Here is a 17,215-nt window from a genome sequence, read left to right as displayed (position 1 = left end):
TGATCTTAAGCGACTTCATAAGTTATAAATTAAAACTTTAAGGCATAACTACACCTAACATATAAGGTCTTACCCGTAACGGTTCTTTGCAATGAGCATATGGGGTGAGCATTTTCCAAATAATTCCAAACTTTATAGATTTGAAACCTTGCTTCGCAAAGGATACGAATACAATACCATGAATCAATTCATTAAGAACGACACCGATAATAATGACAATGCCATAAACCCATCATGCATTCGAAACTTTATGATATAGGCGATCTTTAATTGCCGCCAGCTCTTTCTTTAGATCCCACAATAAATAAAAGGGCACTCCATATAAAACGATGAGACCATCGAAAAACAATAAGCGTATTCTATCAAGGGACTATACTTCCTTTATCTCAAAAAATAACAATCCTAATCAATTGCCGTCAAGCTATAACCTTTTGCTCTAAGTAACGAGATCAAGCCCTTTTCACCAGACAGGTGTCCAGCTCCCACAGCAATAAAGCAACCCTGGTCTTTGATCAAATTCGGAATAATCGTTGTCCAGTTTATATTCCGCCCTGTCAAGAGCTTTTCTTTCTGTTCGACAGACATCCATGTAGGATCCTCAATCAATGCAGTTAATTCTTTGAGGTTTTCATTTTTATAGGCATTGACCATTTTGGCCGTTAGAGCGGGATATTTATCCAACTGCAATACCCAGTCCATAAATAACTTTGGCGTAATCAAGTCTTTCAATAACCCGAATTGATAATCTGCTGTTTCAAGTTCGCCAATTGTTTTACCCTGAGCGGAGGCCAGAGCCGATAGTTCAATTTCATATGATTTCAACTTTGTTGGATCAGGACAATTAAAGCCCTTCATTGAAAATAAGGAAGCCATTGTTACCGGTGAAACATGATCCAATAATTTAATTGAAAGCTGCTGTGCCAACAAGACGCTATCCATTTTACGCACTTCGCTATCGGTAAAGTTTTTAATAAAACTAGGGTCAGGTACGGCAAATGCCTGTAGGACCTCCATATTTTCAGGTTTCGACAGATCCACTTCAAATACGACTTTCTGACTCGAATTAAGCGCATCCAGGCATTTTTGTTTGATCTCAAAATCGTCAGGGCACAACATGTGGATCGTACCAAACAGATAGGAATCTTGTTTAAGTCCATTTCCCGAGATTTTCCACAGCATCGAATTCCCCTGCGCAAAACCACTAAAAGTGATTATAAAAAAAAGTAATAGAAGAATAAAGTGTTTTTTCATCCGTTTAAATTTAAGGTTTTTATTTATTTTTGGCCGCATTAAAACCATCTTCAAATCCTCGAATAAATTCGCCGACATTAGATAGCAGATAGACACAAAATGCCAGAATAGCTATTATTACTACAAATAATAAAATTATTTTAGTTTCCATAAATATTTAGATTTAGTTACTGTCCCAAAAATAAACATTAGGATATATCTATATTACAATGGTGAGGCTAAAGGAAAAATTAGGAAGTTAAGAATTTATCACACAAGTATTTAGACTATAATCTCAGCTCAAATATCGTTTTGTAATCACAAATCCGCTGGATTAGTAACCTTTTTCAAAATAAAGCAACCTCCCTCAGTAGGATGATCAAGTACCAGGTTATCTTTATTCTCTTTATAAATTAAATTTAAAATCATGAAATCTCCGACTGCCGCACCAGAGAAGAAAATTGCAAAAAATAAAAGTGGTAAATTTCCAGTAAAAATTGAATAAATCGCGGGTAAAAAGCCAACAAGGAGAAAAGGCATAACTACACCTAACATATAAGGTCTTACCCGTAACGGTTCTTTGCAATGAGCATATGGAGTGAGCATTTTCCAAATAATTCCAAACTTTATGGATTTGAAACCTTGCTTCGCAAAGGATGCGAATACAATACCATGAATCAATTCATGAAGAACGACACCGATAATAATGACAATGCCATAAACCCACCATGCATTCGAAGCTTTATTATATAGGCTATCTTTAATCGCCGCCAGCTCTTCCTTTAGATCCCACAGTAAACAAAAAGGTATCCCGTATAAGAGAATGAAAACAGCGAAAAACAACATGCCTATCATGTTAGCTTTAGACATACTAATCAATCTCGGCTCTACAACAAACCCTGGATAATCTATTAATTCATTCATTAATTTTCTCACATTATTCTCATCAACTACTCTTCAATTGCCAATAGCACAAGTCAAAACACCATTACTTTCTTTGAACTAGGGTAGAAAAAGTAATAATGTCTTCAAATTATATTTATAGAAGATGTTTTTCTCCTATAAATTTATACCATAGTTTATTCTTATAGCCTGCGATTCATCATTATTTAGTGGTATTAATTTATATACGGGCTTTATTTTTTTGATTATGTGCAACCATTGCACGGATAAGTAGCAAAATTAGAAAAATTCGATAGCCAAATATAATAATCAAGTTATGACTTTTTACTAACAACATAATTTAAATATCTTAATTTAAAGCCCAATCCAATGGAATAATTCTTATATTCACAACTTTTTAATAATTTCAATATCATGCTACTCTCCCCTTTTTTACTTATTTTGGGCCCATATATAAATAAAATGTTAACATTAATAGAAAACCGAAACCTAATAATTCACGTGTGCATTTCTTTCATATCTGGAAACTGTAAATAAGATAACGCCAAACAAGATACTCCTAATCAGAAGACTTGCAAACCCTCCTTCTATCCCATAATTTCCTCCCAACCAATAATCATTGGTTGGCAAAATAAGACTATATAAACCACTTTTTGTTGTTCCACTCATTGGAAGTGAAAATAACCATTGAATATAATTCCAACCGAAGTGTAATCCAACAGGATAATATATAGATTTCGTATGAATATAAGCATATGCATAAATTATACCACCTAGAAAATGGGAAGCAAATGCTGTGGTCGTAAAATGAGAATTTCCTAGATGACATGCAGCAAATAACACAGCGGAAATTATTACTGATTTTTTCTTATTAAAAAATCTACTCAACCCGCGAATCAAATAATACCGAAAGACAATCTCTTCAAAAAAAGCTGTACAGATACATATTAGAAAGATATTAAATTGATCAGACATGGTAATAGTATTGGAGGCTATATCTAAGCCAAACAATAGAAAAAACACAATCAATATAATACTTGATTGTAAAGTACCAAATATTAAAAGTTTTATTTTTTGTTTCAATAAATCAAAATTAGGACGAACCTAAGTAGTAAAGTACTTAGGTTCTTACGTAAAATAGTTTTTATTTTCAAAGCACTAAATTACCCATGAATTGCTGTAGGGCCACCAATGGATCCATCTAGATCTCTCTGTTGAGCCTGAAAAAATCGACCTAAAACCCAAAAAAAAGCTTCTGTCATACCATCTCCACCGTTTACTTCAATAATCTCAGAATTAGTCAATTCTGTTAGTTCTATTTTGTTCATAAATTTACAAGTTTATAAAGCTTCACCATTTATTCCTCTTTCAAATGCAGCAACGTTTTGTCTCCAATCAGCAACGACATTATATAAAAATGTCCCCAAAGCAGCTTGCCACCATCCCCCATCAACTACTTCCATTTCTTTCGCATCCATTTCCTGAACACCGAAACCTTTTAAATCTAATGTATTCATTTTTTTTGATTTATAAAAAATTAGTCCCTACTCTATTGTTAGCCTTTTCGGATTCCTGCTCTATTGATCAACACTACTAAATTACTTTTGCTCAATGCACAAAAAAAGCATTCAGAAAATGATTTGAAATAAAATTATCACCCGCATTTGCTTGTCTCATCTGATTTAAATCCAGCAAATGAATATTTTCCTGCTGAACCTCTACCTTGATTTGGATTGAATAGTCTTTTTCATAGTAATACGTATTAAGCGATCTATCAAAAGTAATTGGAGCACCAATATCTCTAAGATATTCAATAATACGGGCCAATCGTGACACAGAAAGCCCGAGGCGGACTGCTAGTTCTGACTGCGTCCCCGTCCTTCTTTGGCGGATCAACTTGTCCAACAAATTAATCCGATCTATATATTGAAATAGCTTCATAATGATTTTAATTTATCGATCCATAAATCTGATAGCGCAGCATGAGCTGATTGAACACCACAGTATATTTGCTGCGGATCGTTTCCGACTCCGCTTTAATCAAATTACTTTTACTCGTATTGACATCATAGATCGATGCCTTGCCCGCTTCAAAACTCCGCAAGGTGTAATCCAAAGATTGCGCTGTTGCCGTGCTCGCTTCTACCGCAATACCATATTGCTTTCTGTTCTCATCCAATTCAAGCAATAGCTTATCTAAGATCTGCTGCTGAGCAAACTTTTCATTATCAATCGCCAATTGTATATTTTGCTGGTTCAAGTCGATCTGCTTCAACTGACGTTTTGTTTTTCCTTTGTTGAAGATGGGCACCGAAACCGTCACAGCGAGCTGCTGGGCAAAGTTGTCTTTACTCTGTACAAAAAAAGATCGCGTATTGTCCGCTTTAAAAGCATTGAAATAGGTACTCCCCAAACCAGCGGATCCTTTTACCGTCGGAAATAACGCTGCTTTAACCAACTTAGACTCGACCTCAAGTCCAACAGCTTGACTTCGAAACTTAGCAAATACCGGATTATGCAAATAAGCTTCTTCCCGCAGGTTGGATACATCCGAAAAAGTATGCTCTTGCAGAAGATCACTCTCCGCTACTGGGACAGCCAGTTCTAGGTTACTATAGTCCGAGTAGTTCATCAGTTGGGCTAGTTTAAGCAAGGACTGCCGTCGATCTTTGTGATATTGCTGATATTGCTGCTTCTCTCGTGCCAGATTAGCTTTTGCTTCGGCAACTACCGATACAGCTGTTGCCCCTACCGCCGTACTTTTCTGGGCCTTATCCAAGAGTTGCTGTGAAAACTGCATGGCCGAATCCTGTGAGACCAGCAGTGCCTGAGCCAGCAAGGTCTGCAGATAGGCTTCCATCAGCTGAACGGTAAGATTCCGTTTCAATATCTCTTTTTCGATATGTTCCTGTTCCGCTTCGGAAGCAGCTTTCTTGGCCTGGTTTCGAAAATAGTTATATTGGTATAGGGTCAGCTCCGCATTGATCCCCATGTTGCTATTCAGGTTGTCATTGCGCCGAATCGTACCAAACACATCCTGTGATGATCCAAAAGTGGTATAACCATTTGCGTAGCCGCTCACACTTGGCAAGCGTTCCCGCACTGCCATTTCCTGATCCAGCACTTTTATCTTAGCCTTGATGTCCTGCTGTTTGATCGGCAGATGATGAGCCACAGCATAGTCGATACAATCCTGTAAAGTCCAGGCTCGCTGCGCCAGCACATTCGTAGATAACAGTACCGCTAAAAAAATAAAACAGCACTTTATCCTGCTTCTTTGATATTTGTTCATCATTGAATAAAAAACAACAGTTAATTTAACACGATCGATTGCTTTTTCCACATATCCCTATAAGCAGACTCTTGGGTTAATAATTCCTCATGTTCGCCCTGTTCGATAAGTACACCATCTTTAAGCACCATAATGGTATCGGCCTCGGCAATCGTACTCAACCGATGGGCAATCACAATCATCGTCTTACCCGAATCTTTAAAGCGACGGAATGCCCGCTGGATTACCTGTTCTGTTGAAGTATCCAAAGCCGAAGTCGCTTCGTCTAAAATGAGAATATCCGGATTGCGGTATAATGCTCGTGCAATGGCAATTCGTTGTCGCTGTCCACCGGATAGCATGGATCCATTTTCACCCAGCTGAGTTTCAAAACCGGCTGGCAACTTTTCAATAAAAGACATCATGTCCAATTCATTGACCACCTGCAAGAGACGCTGAAAATTGGGGATATCCTCACCAACAGCAATATTGCTGACAATATTACCCGAAAAAAGATCGATCTGTTGGGGCACGATGGCAATGCGTTCCCGAAGGGAGCTCTTCGAAATATAGTTCAGATCGTATTGCCCAATAGAAATCTTCCCCTCCTGTAATGGATACAGCTGTTGAATAAGCGCTCCCAGCGTAGTCTTACCGCTTCCACTTTCTCCGATCACAGCCGTCATCTTGCTCTGTTGTATCCGGCAGCTAAAATTTCGGAATACCTCTACCCGTGATCCGTAAGAAAAACGAACATTATCAAAGACAATATCCCCAACCAGATCCGAAGTAAGCTGTAATTTTTCTTCTGATTCTTCGCGCTCCAGATCCATAATTTCAAACAGGCGATCTGCTGCAATCAATGCATTTTGCAATGTCTTGTTCATGCCGATCAATTGCGTCACCGGACCTGTAAAATAACCGATCAGGGCGTAAAATGAGAGTAGTTCTCCCGGTGTGATCGTACGTTCGATCACATAGTATGAGCCAACCCATAAGAGGATAATGGTAAATAACCGTGACAATAACTCGCCAGAGGTACTGGAAAACAAGCCATTCATCACCGAGGCATAAATGGTTTTCAATACATGCGAAAACCGATTGTCTGTACCACTATTAAAATAAGTTTCAATACCAAACTGCTTGATAGTCTTGACCGAATTGAGCGATTCGACCAGATGAGATTCCAGTTCGGCCCCTTCTTCCATCATCCGGCGCTCTACTTTTTTGTTCAGTTTATTCGAAAGCCAATAGACCCCAAGATAAAAAGGGATAACAAGCAACATGATCAAAGCCAGCTTCCAGAAGTAGGTAAACATAAGCGCAAAGGAAAAGACTACGATCAACACATTAACGACCGCTTGTATGGCTACATCGTTGATAAAAGCACGAATTTTGACTGCATCATTGACCCGCGATATAATCTCGCCTACTTTCATTGTATCAAAGAAGCGTTGCGGAAGGCTCAGCAAGTGCTTATAGTAACCCAAAATCAGGTATTTATCGATCCTTTGCCCCGTCTGCAGGACCATGACACTTTTCAATGTACCAATGAGCAACTGAAAAATCAGAATGACCAACATACCGATCGAAAGAAGGTTCAATAAGCGCACATTGCCATCGACCAGTACATAATCGGTAATTTTCTCAATGTAAAACGATGTTGAAAGCCCCAGCAGCGTATACACAGCAGCTCCCACCAGTGCCTGAACGATCACCGAGCGATGCGGCCGGATCAGATTCCAGAATCTCTTGTAAACATCGATCTTCTCATTTTTCTGTTCAAAATATTCATTGGGTTCCATTAAGATCAACACCCCAGTCCAAATCTTCTGAAAGGCCTCAAAGGTATATTTTTCTACTTTTCCCAAACCAGGATCCATCACCGTAATTTTATCCTTTTCCACCTGATAGATTACCACATAGTGTTGGAGCTGCTCTTTGAGCACAACATGGGCAATTGCTGGTAAAGGTATCTGCGGAATGGCATCTATAGCGCCCTTGACACCTTTGGCATTAAAACCCATTTGTTGCAGTCCTTGAACCATACCTAACACATTGGTACCACGCGTATCGGTGTGACAGAATTGTCTAATCTTGGCAATAGGAATATGTGTACCATAATAGCCCGCAATAGAAGCCAGACAGGCCGCCCCACAGTCACGGATATCGTGCTGCTTAATGCAAACAGGAGATTTTTTCATTACAAATTTACTGTTGTCAGATTAATAAAGAAATTTTTATAATGCGCTCGTTTTAGCGCCAAGATTTGGATTGAACAGATTGTCGGCCCGATCGAACAGGAGCTGCCATAACGTACGGTCCAAGAGGTAAAACCGCGCATTAAATGTATTTCCCTTTCCTACAAAGGCCTTATTTCCATTGGGGAGGCTCAGAAAGTTTTGATCCATACGGCACCTGACCTTAAAAAAGGATCCTTTTTGTTGATCGTTTACCAGATTGTAGTCAATATCATGCACTGTCCCCGAAAGAAATCCCCATTGGTTATAATTATACGTGTCCATCTGGAATTTGACCGATTGATTCTTTTTGATATAGCCGATCGATTTGGCAGGCACCATACATTCAGCTATAAGCTGATCCTCTGGCGAAATTTCCAAAATATCCTGTCCCTGCACGAGCTGTCCTCCTTTTTGATATCCTTTAAAATTAACCACTGTACCTGTTATGGGCGCTCGAACAATATAATTTTGACCATCAATCAAGATAGACTTTTTCTCGGACGACAGCGACTGTGCCTTCTGTTTCAGTTCGACCAACTTAGCGCTCCATTGCGCCATCTGCTGCTTCCGTATCGTCAAAAACTGATGTTCAAGTTGTTCAAAAGAGTATTGTGTTTTATCAAGTTCTGCTTGGGAAACCACCCCCTGGCTGAATAGCTGATTATGTCGGTCCAGTTCACGGCGTGCTAAGGTAAGCTGCGACTGTATTTCAGACATACGTTGTTCCATGGACAGATATTCCAGTTGATATTGTCCACTTTGCAGACTTTTTGCCCTACCATCAAGAATAAGTTTTAGATCAGCGATTTGCCTCGCATAGTCATCCGTTAAACCCTTATTTAGAGACAATTTATTTTCCAGATCTTCGGAAACAATGATTAGTAGTGTATCCCCCTGTTTTACCTGCTGATTGTTGCCTACTATACGGTTGTCAATAATACGGCCACTGACCAAGGATAGCATCTTTGTATTCTCCATCGTAGGCCTGACGATTCCCTGTGCCGAAATTGAAATCGGCACTTTGATAAACGGTAATAATATCAACCCTATAATTATAGCCACTATCAGCAGCAGGTATATAATATTTGTTCTTTTCATCTTGGTTTTAATCAACAATACAAAACTGTCTATTGTTGATTAAATCCACCACAACCTGAGGTTGTATTTTTAAATTTTCATCAAAATCTGTACTTGACACCCACCGCACTATATCCAACTAAATTCTTAAAAGATTGAAAATTTTCAATTCCATTTTGATTATTAAAAACAGACAAAACAGCGTTGTTTTTAAAACCTAAATTCTGCAACATGTTTTCACAAGTCAATATCAGTTCTAGCTTTTTACTAATGATATATACCGAGGAAAGATCTATATCCATAAACTCGCGCCGTTGATCAACACTATTTATAACACTATATTTAAGCATTGTCTTCCATTCCGTCCTTTTATGATTAAATTTTGGCCCCAACAAAATCATTAGTGAGTTCTGATCCGTTAGAAGTCCATCTTGATAACCATACCGTGTATAATCGTTTTTGAGGGTCATAGAAATGTTGATCGCTCCTGAGGAAAAAGAATTTAGATTTAGCATATAACCATGATTCCGCTGCTTAATCTGCGATTCTCCAGCACCCGAAAACTGATAAGAGCGGTTGTTCTGATAGTTATAGAGCAAGGAAACATTCATAGGAAACTGATCTTTAAAAAGATTTTGTGCATAAGAGACATCTAGCCCTACATTTCGATAACCCTGAACCAATTTCAAATTTCTTAAAAGCGGAAAAGTCATATCAATAAATTGTACCAGCGCTTTTTCACTGTGCTGTCTATAGAGATTTATTCTAAAAGATTGCCCTTTAAATGGAAAATCATATAAATAGCCGAGCTTTACTGTATTGATTGCATAAATATCATGCAGCAATTGATGGTTTCCAAGTATTGTCTGATCATAAGAGATTACGCGCTGGCTTAGCCCTGATTTGACGTCAGGTGCTTGGGTAGTTCTTCCCCAATTAAAAATTAAACGATTTTTCTTAAATCGATCCAAAAAGTAATCCAAATTAATGTTAGCCAATAAAAAAGTAGAAGTAGATATAGAATCAAATACTTCGATTCTTTGACGCTGCAAGGCTATTGTACTACGAAGGTTAAAGCGTTTTAAATTAAAATTTGCTTCTGTGCGAGCTATATATCGCGTTTTGGCTTGGTTAATATTATCAGGAATAAAGCTATTATGTATATTACTATAAGATAATTCATAGACAAGTGTATTTACTTTTCCCAAAAGCTGTCTCAAATTAGTATGCAATATACTTTCATTGCTTGAAAATTTAATATTCTGTTTATTCCGATTAGTCTGCTCTTTCGTTGTCTCTAAATATTGAAGTTGCCAAGTATCTCTTGAAATCTCATTTTTCCAGTCCCAGCCCATATTCCAGGCTAAGGCATTATTTATCTTGGTCTCATAAGTCAAACGATTTGATAAAATATTGCTCCTCTGCTCCGTCATCTCTCCGAGATTAAAAAGCTCCTTTGTTTGAGGATATATTGATTCGTAACTTCCCTCTCCTTTCAAACGGTCTTGATAACTGGAAAAGATATTTTTGGCAATACTACTTTCACTCAATTTATATCGGAAATTCAACATAGTACCAATCATTCTAGCGCGCAAACTATCCGTACTATTTTTTTCATAAAGATTATTTCCTAAAAATCTGGAATTCTCTTCAGAGAGTCGGATGGACTTCAAATAATTTAAATTCAGAACCGCTTGTAATGAATATCGCTCCGTGTTCTTTTTAATCATTGTCGCATTCAATAAGCTAGATTCATTATTTAGCGTAATGTCCTTCGTATAAAATACCTTCTTATTCTGAGAGGAATAATAACTTGAAGCGACATTGTTAGAACGTATTGCGCCTGCATAATCCTCACTCGACCAGTCCTTATCAAAGACATTATTGATATTCGTCAACGAAAACAAAGAAAGATTGTCGCCAAAATAAAAGAGAAAGGGTTTAAATTTATACTTATTCTTATAGCCTAGAAATGCTTCCACATTTCCTTTCAATATATTCGTAAAACTATCTTTCACCTTTAGATCCAACACTTTCTCTTCATGCTCATTGCCAAGATTGACACGAAATGGATCCTGATAATTGGCAATCACTCTTATGTGATCTAACATTCCAGATTCCATGTTCTCCAAAGCTATTTTATTTTGAAACTCGAAGACTTCTTTACCATTGATCAGAATTTTATTAATCTCTTTCCCACCATGCACGATTTTGTAATTTTCATCGACTTTGAATCCAGGAATCCGTAATAAAATCTCTTTCAGATTGTCTCTATCTTGAAGATTCAAAGCCTTAAGATTATAGACCGTCGTATCATTATTAAAGGACGCAAAGCCTTTGTTCATATTTACCAATACTTCATCCATGCGAATAGACTCATCGCTTAGCATGATCACTGCAGGAAAATCAGATGCTTTACTCACTTTAGTTCGAAAAGTTTGAAAAGACATAGATCTCACCTTTAGTATGAACGGAAATCCATGTTCACGCAAACGGTATCTGCCTTTGTCGTCCGTCGTCATATAGTGCAGCATACGATCAGAATCCTGTACACTATAGAGACTAATTATTGCTCCTGAAATCGGATCTCCACTGGTTCGGGAAACTACACGACCATCAAGCAGCTGAGCTGAAGCACAATAACAAGAAAAAATGAAGAATAAAATGAAGAAAATACCCGACCAAAACCTCATTTGTTGTCCTAATCAATTATATTTTCAGTTTTCATCTTTTTTAGCAAAGGGGCTACCTGTTCTCTATACTTGGCGTAAGAAATACCAGTCTTTTTCTGAGCTGCATTCATTTGATTTTCGATATTCTTGGAAAATGCCTCTTTTGTTATTTTATCGATTTTGATAACATAGTAATCATTCTCCAACAAAACTGCCAAACCCGGAAGTTTAGCTCCGATATAGGGTCCAAAACTAATCGGATAATCTTCACAAAACCATACTACGGTATTGAAAGGATCATTCTTAAGGACTGCTTTACGGCAATTAAAATTGCCAACTTTCATTATTTCCTGTTTTACATCCCATTGTAATACTGCCGGCGAGTCTCGCACCTTAAATTGCTTACCGCGGAATAGATCTTCAAAATATAGGTTACCGGCCTGATCATAAAAAGAGAATAAATGTTTGAATGGGGGAGGACCATCCAATCCAATTTCTTTCTGTTCCAAGAGGATTGATCTCCCCTTGGATACATCAACATACAATGCATATTGTACTTCGAAACCCTCAATCAAATCTTTATATCCTTGCAAAAACACTGGATCATTTACTTCTTGCTCCAATCTCGCATTGAGAGAAGAGGAAAGCAATGTTCCTTTATAGGTAATCTTATATTGATTTTGCGCAACACAAAGTAACGCATATATACAAAAACTAAACGATAACAATATTTTTTTCATATGTTGATTTTTTCACGAATAGAATACTAATCGCAGCCAAAATTATATAAATAAGATTAAGAGTTAAATGTTCCTTGAATGGTAATTGCGCCATAATACCACCACAGCCGCAGGAAGGATAAAAATAGTATAATTCTAATATAATAATATAGAGGGTATAAACTGAAAAAAGGAGAATAGTCAAATAAAATCCTATTTTTCGATAGGCCAATAAGAAGAAAGCAACAATCAACTCCGCAACGATCACAGCTATCGCAAAATACTTCACGGAATTTACATAAAACAAATTAGTTCCAACTAATGTATCCATGAAAGTTTCAAAATTTTTAATCTTTTGATATACAGAAATCATGAGTAACACAAAAAGCCCAAATTGTATAACCGATACAATAAAATATAAAAGATATCTTTTCATAAAGTTATTTTTTGAAAAATAACGTAATCTTGGCATAACGACCAGACCTATATTTATCCCCAAATATTAAGCTAAACTTATCAGCCGTTAAATGATTGGTGAAGATGGGATAAGAATATTGAATGATATCAAAATCAAAATTGAGCTTAAAGCTATCTTTATATTTTCCTTCCACGAGATCATACCGATCATAAAGTATATAACTATTTTTAGTGCTGATAATATTTGTCCGTACATACAAAATATTGTCAAAGATTTCTAGACCTTTATACAACCCTTCCAGCTGTATATTGTATGCCTTATTGGACTTCCCCTTAAAATCAAAGGTATCTATAGTGGTAATTTCACGAACAAATCTTCCGTCTTGATCAAATTCATAAAAGCTTGATCGATTATCGAACACATACAGTATACGATCTTGGAATACATAAAATTTACCACCATAGACACCAGGGTCTCCATTAACGGGATCTTTAGTCTCAATTGCTTTTATCAATGTTTGAGTTTGTTGCAAGGTATCAATAAGGTAAAAACCCAATCTTTCATCCTTTACTCCTGTGGATAGCAAAATATCTGGTTTCTTGCTGAGCTTGGCTGTACTAATTACAGTATATCCATCAAAATTGACAATATTCAATTTTTCAGAAACTAAGTTATACGTACCAAAACTTTTTCCTTTTGTAGATGAATTATAGAAATATATACTATGTTCATCTTGTCCTATAACCAATCCAAAAGGATACTTTTTAGATACGTCCATTGTATGATGTTCAAGATTAGCAGCATCCCAATAATGAACTTGTTGATTACTCTCTTTGAGATAATACCGTTCCACACTGGAACTTGCTATTTGATACAGTTTATCACCGAAATCTGCAGGTTTTAATGATTTAGTATAAGGTACAGCCTCCAAATCATTTTGCAAATCACCGTAGATGGTCTTCCCTTCAATTTGAAGTGCATCACAAACAACAATATTTCGCTTTTCTAGTGCATTGAAGCTGCTTGGTGATTTTAAACCACAGGAAATCAACAACACTAAACTTGGTATTAACAATTGGATTTTCATTAGATGAATTTATATACTTAAATTTTACTGATTGTCTGAGGGTGTTGGTTGGGATTCCTCATCTGGCATTGGTTCAACATGAGAATTATCAGAACCTTTATAAACCAAACCCCACAGAATACAAGAAGATCCACTTCCTGGACAGATTCTAACACCATTGGAGGTAGAAGCATGGTCTTTCTCGTTTGTACCCGCATAGGAATGCATAGACAAAAATACACATACCATAACACATAATGTGCTTATAGTTTTCACTAAAATAATTTTCATAAAAAATAGCTTAAATTAAATACAGCCTTGTAGCCCTTAGCTACAAGACTTGTTATAAAATAGAGTTAGGCTCCTGGTTCAGCTGGTGTATCCTGAGATTCGTCGTCCTTTCCAATTTCAATAAAGCCACTACCGTCGCCTTTTTCAATTGCACCCCAAAGAACGCAACCTTTGCCATCACCAGGACATACTTTCACGCCTGCATTTGATGCTTTCACCAAATCAATCTTAGAAATACCTACAAGAGTAAATATTACCGCCAATAAGGCAAGAGAATTTTTTTTCACTGTTTTCATAAAATTAGAAATTATTTATTGAATCCTACTCTATTTTAAAGCTTTTTCGGCAACTGCTTCTGTTGATCAACGATACAAATTTGGGCATTACCCATTACATCCACCACAACCTGAGGTTGTATTTTAAAATTTATTAATTAACTTACAACGCAAATTAATAGTGTTTAATGAAATTCTTTGATATATTCCCAACTTTCGCCGAATCCCCCTATTCCTATATTGTCGTACCGATTATATTGGTATGCAGCATCATTGGATTTTATAATAAATCGTTTTTCCATGCACTGATCCTGCACCCCTACGAAATAGCAAGAGGTAAGCGTATTCATACTTTGCTTACCTCGGCTTTGATTCATCGCAACTGGATTCACCTCTTGTTTAATTGTATTGTAATTTTTGGATTAGGGTATGATATGTGTGCTGTCTTAAATCAAGCACACGGAATTACTATTGCTTACGTCTTTACCATATTTATTTTTCTCCTTCTTATAATCCTACCAAATCTCATCCAAACACTTTTTAAAAAGAAAGACTTCACATTTACCGCTGTGGGTTCATCTGGCCTTTCCTTTGGACTATTCGGTTTTTCTGGACTATTTTTCCCTTTGCAAAAAATGAATCATTTATTCATTCCATGGATTCATAATTCAACGCACTATTGGATATATGCTTTACTAACATCAGTACTACTTTCCCTCATCAAAATATCCAAAATAAATAGATCCTTACACTTGGTCGCATTTGTTCTTGGCTCCATATTAGCACTAATTATGAGCCCCTATGCTATCGAATTGAAAGACGCATTTTAAGGTTTAAGATAATTCCATATGGATTCTAACCAATTTGTATTTTTCTCACCCTCCCGCTCCGATCCTCCTTCAATCTCCAACACTTCATTTGCATCCAACTCGCTAACATTAATTTCTTTTAATTTCTTTTCCATGATATCTCAATATTTATTTTTATCAAAATTCATGGAAAAGAGGCTGAGCTACCACAACCTAGGGTTATAGACTATAACTAGAAGTTTTAACATCGAAAAACTTCACAACTTCAAGTTATATTTATTAAATTAGGCCATTCGATAATTTGGGTTTTTAAAGAATGGCAAGAGAAGAAATCGGAACAATTATTAGGCAGAAAAGAGAAAGTCTCAGGATATCACAGGAAGCTGTTGCATTCGTTTTGGAGATATCACAGGCTGCCTATTCAAAAATCGAACGCAATGAGACGAAGCTAAAGGTAGAGCAGGTATACAAAATAGCGGATTATTTTGGTATCACGATCTATGAACTTTTACCACCTGCTTTGGCTAGCGATATAACAGGAGAGAATATATTTGGCTTAATCTATCATTATAGCAAACTTGTTCTAAAGAAAATAATTGCCTTATTTCAAGGGAAACGATCTCAAAGTAAAGCCTAATCCCCCGCTTACACTTCTCCTTATTTTTTAATAGACTTCAACACCTTATCCAATACTGGATCTTTCCCCTTGATAACATCATCAACACTCCGCACGACAGGAATATCCGGCATGACACCCCGCCCCGCTTCGTTTACTTGATAATAAGGTTTGACATCCATTAGGCCAAAACGCCAACGCAGATGGGAGTTTGGAAGTTTCAGCACTGGAAGAACTCCCGCAACTGTGCCACTAGCTGCCCCACCTGTCTCCTCGCCCACAAACACAGCCCGCTTCCCAACTTTTAGATTTGTAGCAATTAAACTCGCAGCAGAAAAAGTACCGCCATCAATCAATACAAATAAATCACCGCGATAGCGACTGCCTTTTGATTTCTCGACTTTGCTCCCTGTAAGGTGGGTATAATTTATCCCATCTTTGGAAAAGCTCTTTGTCCAGGATACTACAGCACTTGGAATAATAAATGGTGATAAAATGGGATAAGACCAGCCCGGCAATCCTTTTACCTGATAAAACGGCAAGTTGAATTTTGAGCTGATAACTGCCGGCTGAACAAATTGGAATTTATCCTCTTCCACTAAGTAACTGTATAGTTCACGGACATCGGACAAACGTCCACCCAAATTGCCACGAAGATCCAAGATCAGGTATTGGACCGAATTAAGCTCCAGCCGATCAAAAATCCTTCTATAGGCTTCTTTTGGACGTCCATACGAAAAGTCAACCACTTTCAATAAAGCAACACTACTATCGCCTTTAACAGGGAAAGAGAGCTGTTTACTCATTCTTTTTAGGTTGGCATTATACCCAAAGATTTTACGCTGCTTTTTTTGATCACTTTTCTTCTGATCAGGTTGGCTCACTTTTTTCACAACCGTGGTCCTTATCCCTGATTTAGCCTTTGTATCGACACTGTCAAACCTTCTGACCACAGTCCGCTGATATGTACTATCGGCGCGAGAAAACAAAACCGAAATAGAATCTTTATACCCCAGTTCCAATTGGTAATACCGCGGTAATAAACGCTCAAAAGCCTGATCGATAAATGTCGTATTATAGCCGTCCGACGTAAAGGTTGGACGATATTTTGTGTACAGATTTTGTGGTTGTATCCCCTCAATAGAAAGAATTTTAGAGCCTGCTACCAAACTTGAATCTAACGTTCCATTTTTTGAGAGATAGAGTGTATTTTCCTGCCAATGAAATCCCAGTTGTGAAAAGGGCCCCTTACTTTTTTGATAACGGACTTTATCCTTACCTTTCGGGTCAAATTTGGAAATAAGGGGACTCAGCGTCATATGCCCCTGCCGAACTTGAGCCAGTACAGATGCTAATGCCAACTGAAACTGATTGGGCAATAATGGCTGGCGGATCGCCCTACGAAGGCTGTCGAACTTACCCTTTAACTGATCTTCTCGCACATATAGAAACAAGTCTGGATGCATTTTCCATAAGTTATGCTCAACATAGTTGATGTCTTGCTGCATAGCTTCCACCGCCAGGGGAGTTTCAATAAATCGATTGTACTTCTCGACATTTGCACAGCTCAGCAATGTCAGCACATACACCAATACGAATAGATAAATAGTTGGCCTTTTCATTTG

The 17,215-nt window shown here is 37.3% G+C and carries 21 protein-coding genes; 2 read left to right on the top strand and 19 right to left on the bottom strand.

From position 1 onward, the window contains the following. Positions 1–37: 37 nt before the first annotated feature. From CBM24_RS28010 to CBM24_RS04480, 17 genes are all read right to left on the bottom strand, one after another. On the bottom strand, positions 38–208 hold the full coding sequence (locus CBM24_RS28010; RefSeq protein ID WP_368072491.1) for a DUF3267 domain-containing protein: 171 nt from the start codon (positions 206–208) through the stop codon (positions 38–40). 194 nt (positions 209–402) lie between these two features. Continuing rightward, positions 403–1,251 (bottom strand): TraB/GumN family protein, encoded by an 849-nt coding sequence (locus tag CBM24_RS04540; RefSeq protein WP_157698365.1) that lies wholly within the window; start codon positions 1,249–1,251, stop codon positions 403–405. A 19-nt stretch (positions 1,252–1,270) separates the two neighbouring features. Beyond that, positions 1,271–1,402 (bottom strand): hypothetical protein, encoded by a 132-nt coding sequence (locus tag CBM24_RS27875; RefSeq protein ID WP_262507981.1) that lies wholly within the window; start codon positions 1,400–1,402, stop codon positions 1,271–1,273. Between the two features lie 146 nt (positions 1,403–1,548). Next, entirely contained in the window at positions 1,549–2,154 is a 606-nt protein-coding gene (locus tag CBM24_RS04535) for a DUF3267 domain-containing protein (protein ID WP_070566313.1), read from the bottom strand. A gap of 468 nt (positions 2,155–2,622) precedes the next feature. After that, positions 2,623–3,216, bottom strand: coding sequence for a CPBP family intramembrane glutamic endopeptidase (locus CBM24_RS04530; protein ID WP_070566311.1), 594 nt, complete (start codon positions 3,214–3,216; stop codon positions 2,623–2,625). A gap of 80 nt (positions 3,217–3,296) precedes the next feature. After that, positions 3,297–3,461 carry a hypothetical protein gene (locus CBM24_RS27165; protein WP_157625908.1) on the bottom strand — a complete coding sequence of 55 codons (165 nt, stop codon included), beginning with the start codon at positions 3,459–3,461 and terminating at the stop codon, positions 3,297–3,299. A gap of 12 nt (positions 3,462–3,473) precedes the next feature. Next, entirely contained in the window at positions 3,474–3,650 is a 177-nt protein-coding gene (locus CBM24_RS27160) for a hypothetical protein (protein ID WP_157625906.1), read from the bottom strand. A gap of 91 nt (positions 3,651–3,741) precedes the next feature. Further along, on the bottom strand, positions 3,742–4,074 hold the full coding sequence (locus CBM24_RS04525) for a hypothetical protein (RefSeq protein ID WP_070566309.1): 333 nt from the start codon (positions 4,072–4,074) through the stop codon (positions 3,742–3,744). Positions 4,075–4,081: 7 nt separating this feature from the next. After that, the gene (locus tag CBM24_RS04520) at positions 4,082–5,428 is read right to left on the bottom strand and encodes a TolC family protein (protein ID WP_157698364.1); all 1,347 of its coding nucleotides are present in this window, start codon (positions 5,426–5,428) and stop codon (positions 4,082–4,084) included. Between the two features lie 17 nt (positions 5,429–5,445). Then, positions 5,446–7,608: a peptidase domain-containing ABC transporter gene (locus CBM24_RS04515; RefSeq protein ID WP_088160338.1), complete on the bottom strand. Its 2,163-nt coding sequence runs from the start codon at positions 7,606–7,608 to the stop codon at positions 5,446–5,448. 36 nt (positions 7,609–7,644) lie between these two features. Further along, the gene (locus CBM24_RS04510; RefSeq protein ID WP_075991183.1) at positions 7,645–8,745 is read right to left on the bottom strand and encodes an HlyD family secretion protein; all 1,101 of its coding nucleotides are present in this window, start codon (positions 8,743–8,745) and stop codon (positions 7,645–7,647) included. 80 nt (positions 8,746–8,825) lie between these two features. Beyond that, positions 8,826–11,417 carry a carboxypeptidase-like regulatory domain-containing protein gene (locus tag CBM24_RS04505; RefSeq protein ID WP_075991182.1) on the bottom strand — a complete coding sequence of 864 codons (2,592 nt, stop codon included), beginning with the start codon at positions 11,415–11,417 and terminating at the stop codon, positions 8,826–8,828. A gap of 8 nt (positions 11,418–11,425) precedes the next feature. Then, on the bottom strand, positions 11,426–12,136 hold the full coding sequence (locus CBM24_RS04500; protein WP_070566299.1) for a GLPGLI family protein: 711 nt from the start codon (positions 12,134–12,136) through the stop codon (positions 11,426–11,428). Next, positions 12,111–12,551: a MauE/DoxX family redox-associated membrane protein gene (locus CBM24_RS04495; protein ID WP_139144993.1), complete on the bottom strand. Its 441-nt coding sequence runs from the start codon at positions 12,549–12,551 to the stop codon at positions 12,111–12,113. Before CBM24_RS04495 ends, CBM24_RS04500 begins: the two co-directional genes overlap by 26 nt. A gap of 4 nt (positions 12,552–12,555) precedes the next feature. Then, on the bottom strand, positions 12,556–13,620 hold the full coding sequence (locus CBM24_RS04490) for a hypothetical protein (protein WP_088160337.1): 1,065 nt from the start codon (positions 13,618–13,620) through the stop codon (positions 12,556–12,558). 24 nt (positions 13,621–13,644) lie between these two features. Then, on the bottom strand, positions 13,645–13,875 hold the full coding sequence (locus CBM24_RS04485) for a hypothetical protein (RefSeq protein WP_145329971.1): 231 nt from the start codon (positions 13,873–13,875) through the stop codon (positions 13,645–13,647). Positions 13,876–13,955: 80 nt separating this feature from the next. Beyond that, positions 13,956–14,186 carry a hypothetical protein gene (locus tag CBM24_RS04480; RefSeq protein WP_075991178.1) on the bottom strand — a complete coding sequence of 77 codons (231 nt, stop codon included), beginning with the start codon at positions 14,184–14,186 and terminating at the stop codon, positions 13,956–13,958. Between the two features lie 167 nt (positions 14,187–14,353). Here CBM24_RS04480 and CBM24_RS04475 point away from each other — a divergent pair, with 167 nt between their 5' ends. Then, entirely contained in the window at positions 14,354–14,995 is a 642-nt protein-coding gene (locus CBM24_RS04475) for a rhomboid family intramembrane serine protease (protein WP_075991177.1), read from the top strand. Here CBM24_RS04475 and CBM24_RS27155 read toward each other — a convergent pair. Next, positions 14,992–15,129, bottom strand: coding sequence for a hypothetical protein (locus CBM24_RS27155; protein ID WP_157625900.1), 138 nt, complete (start codon positions 15,127–15,129; stop codon positions 14,992–14,994). The genes CBM24_RS04475 and CBM24_RS27155 overlap by 4 nt on opposite strands. A gap of 161 nt (positions 15,130–15,290) precedes the next feature. Between CBM24_RS27155 and CBM24_RS04470 the strand changes: the two genes are divergently transcribed. Next, positions 15,291–15,611 (top strand): helix-turn-helix domain-containing protein, encoded by a 321-nt coding sequence (locus CBM24_RS04470; protein WP_075991176.1) that lies wholly within the window; start codon positions 15,291–15,293, stop codon positions 15,609–15,611. A gap of 20 nt (positions 15,612–15,631) precedes the next feature. On the opposite strand, the gene CBM24_RS04465 is transcribed toward CBM24_RS04470, so the two are convergent. Continuing rightward, entirely contained in the window at positions 15,632–17,212 is a 1,581-nt protein-coding gene (locus tag CBM24_RS04465; protein WP_088160336.1) for a S41 family peptidase, read from the bottom strand. Positions 17,213–17,215 lie beyond the last annotated feature (3 nt).

Origin of the sequence: Sphingobacterium sp. G1-14, from assembly GCF_002196555.1 — a bacterium.
GTDB lineage: Bacteria > Bacteroidota > Bacteroidia > Sphingobacteriales > Sphingobacteriaceae > Sphingobacterium > Sphingobacterium siyangense.
This window is presented reverse-complemented; position numbering and strand designations above follow the sequence as displayed.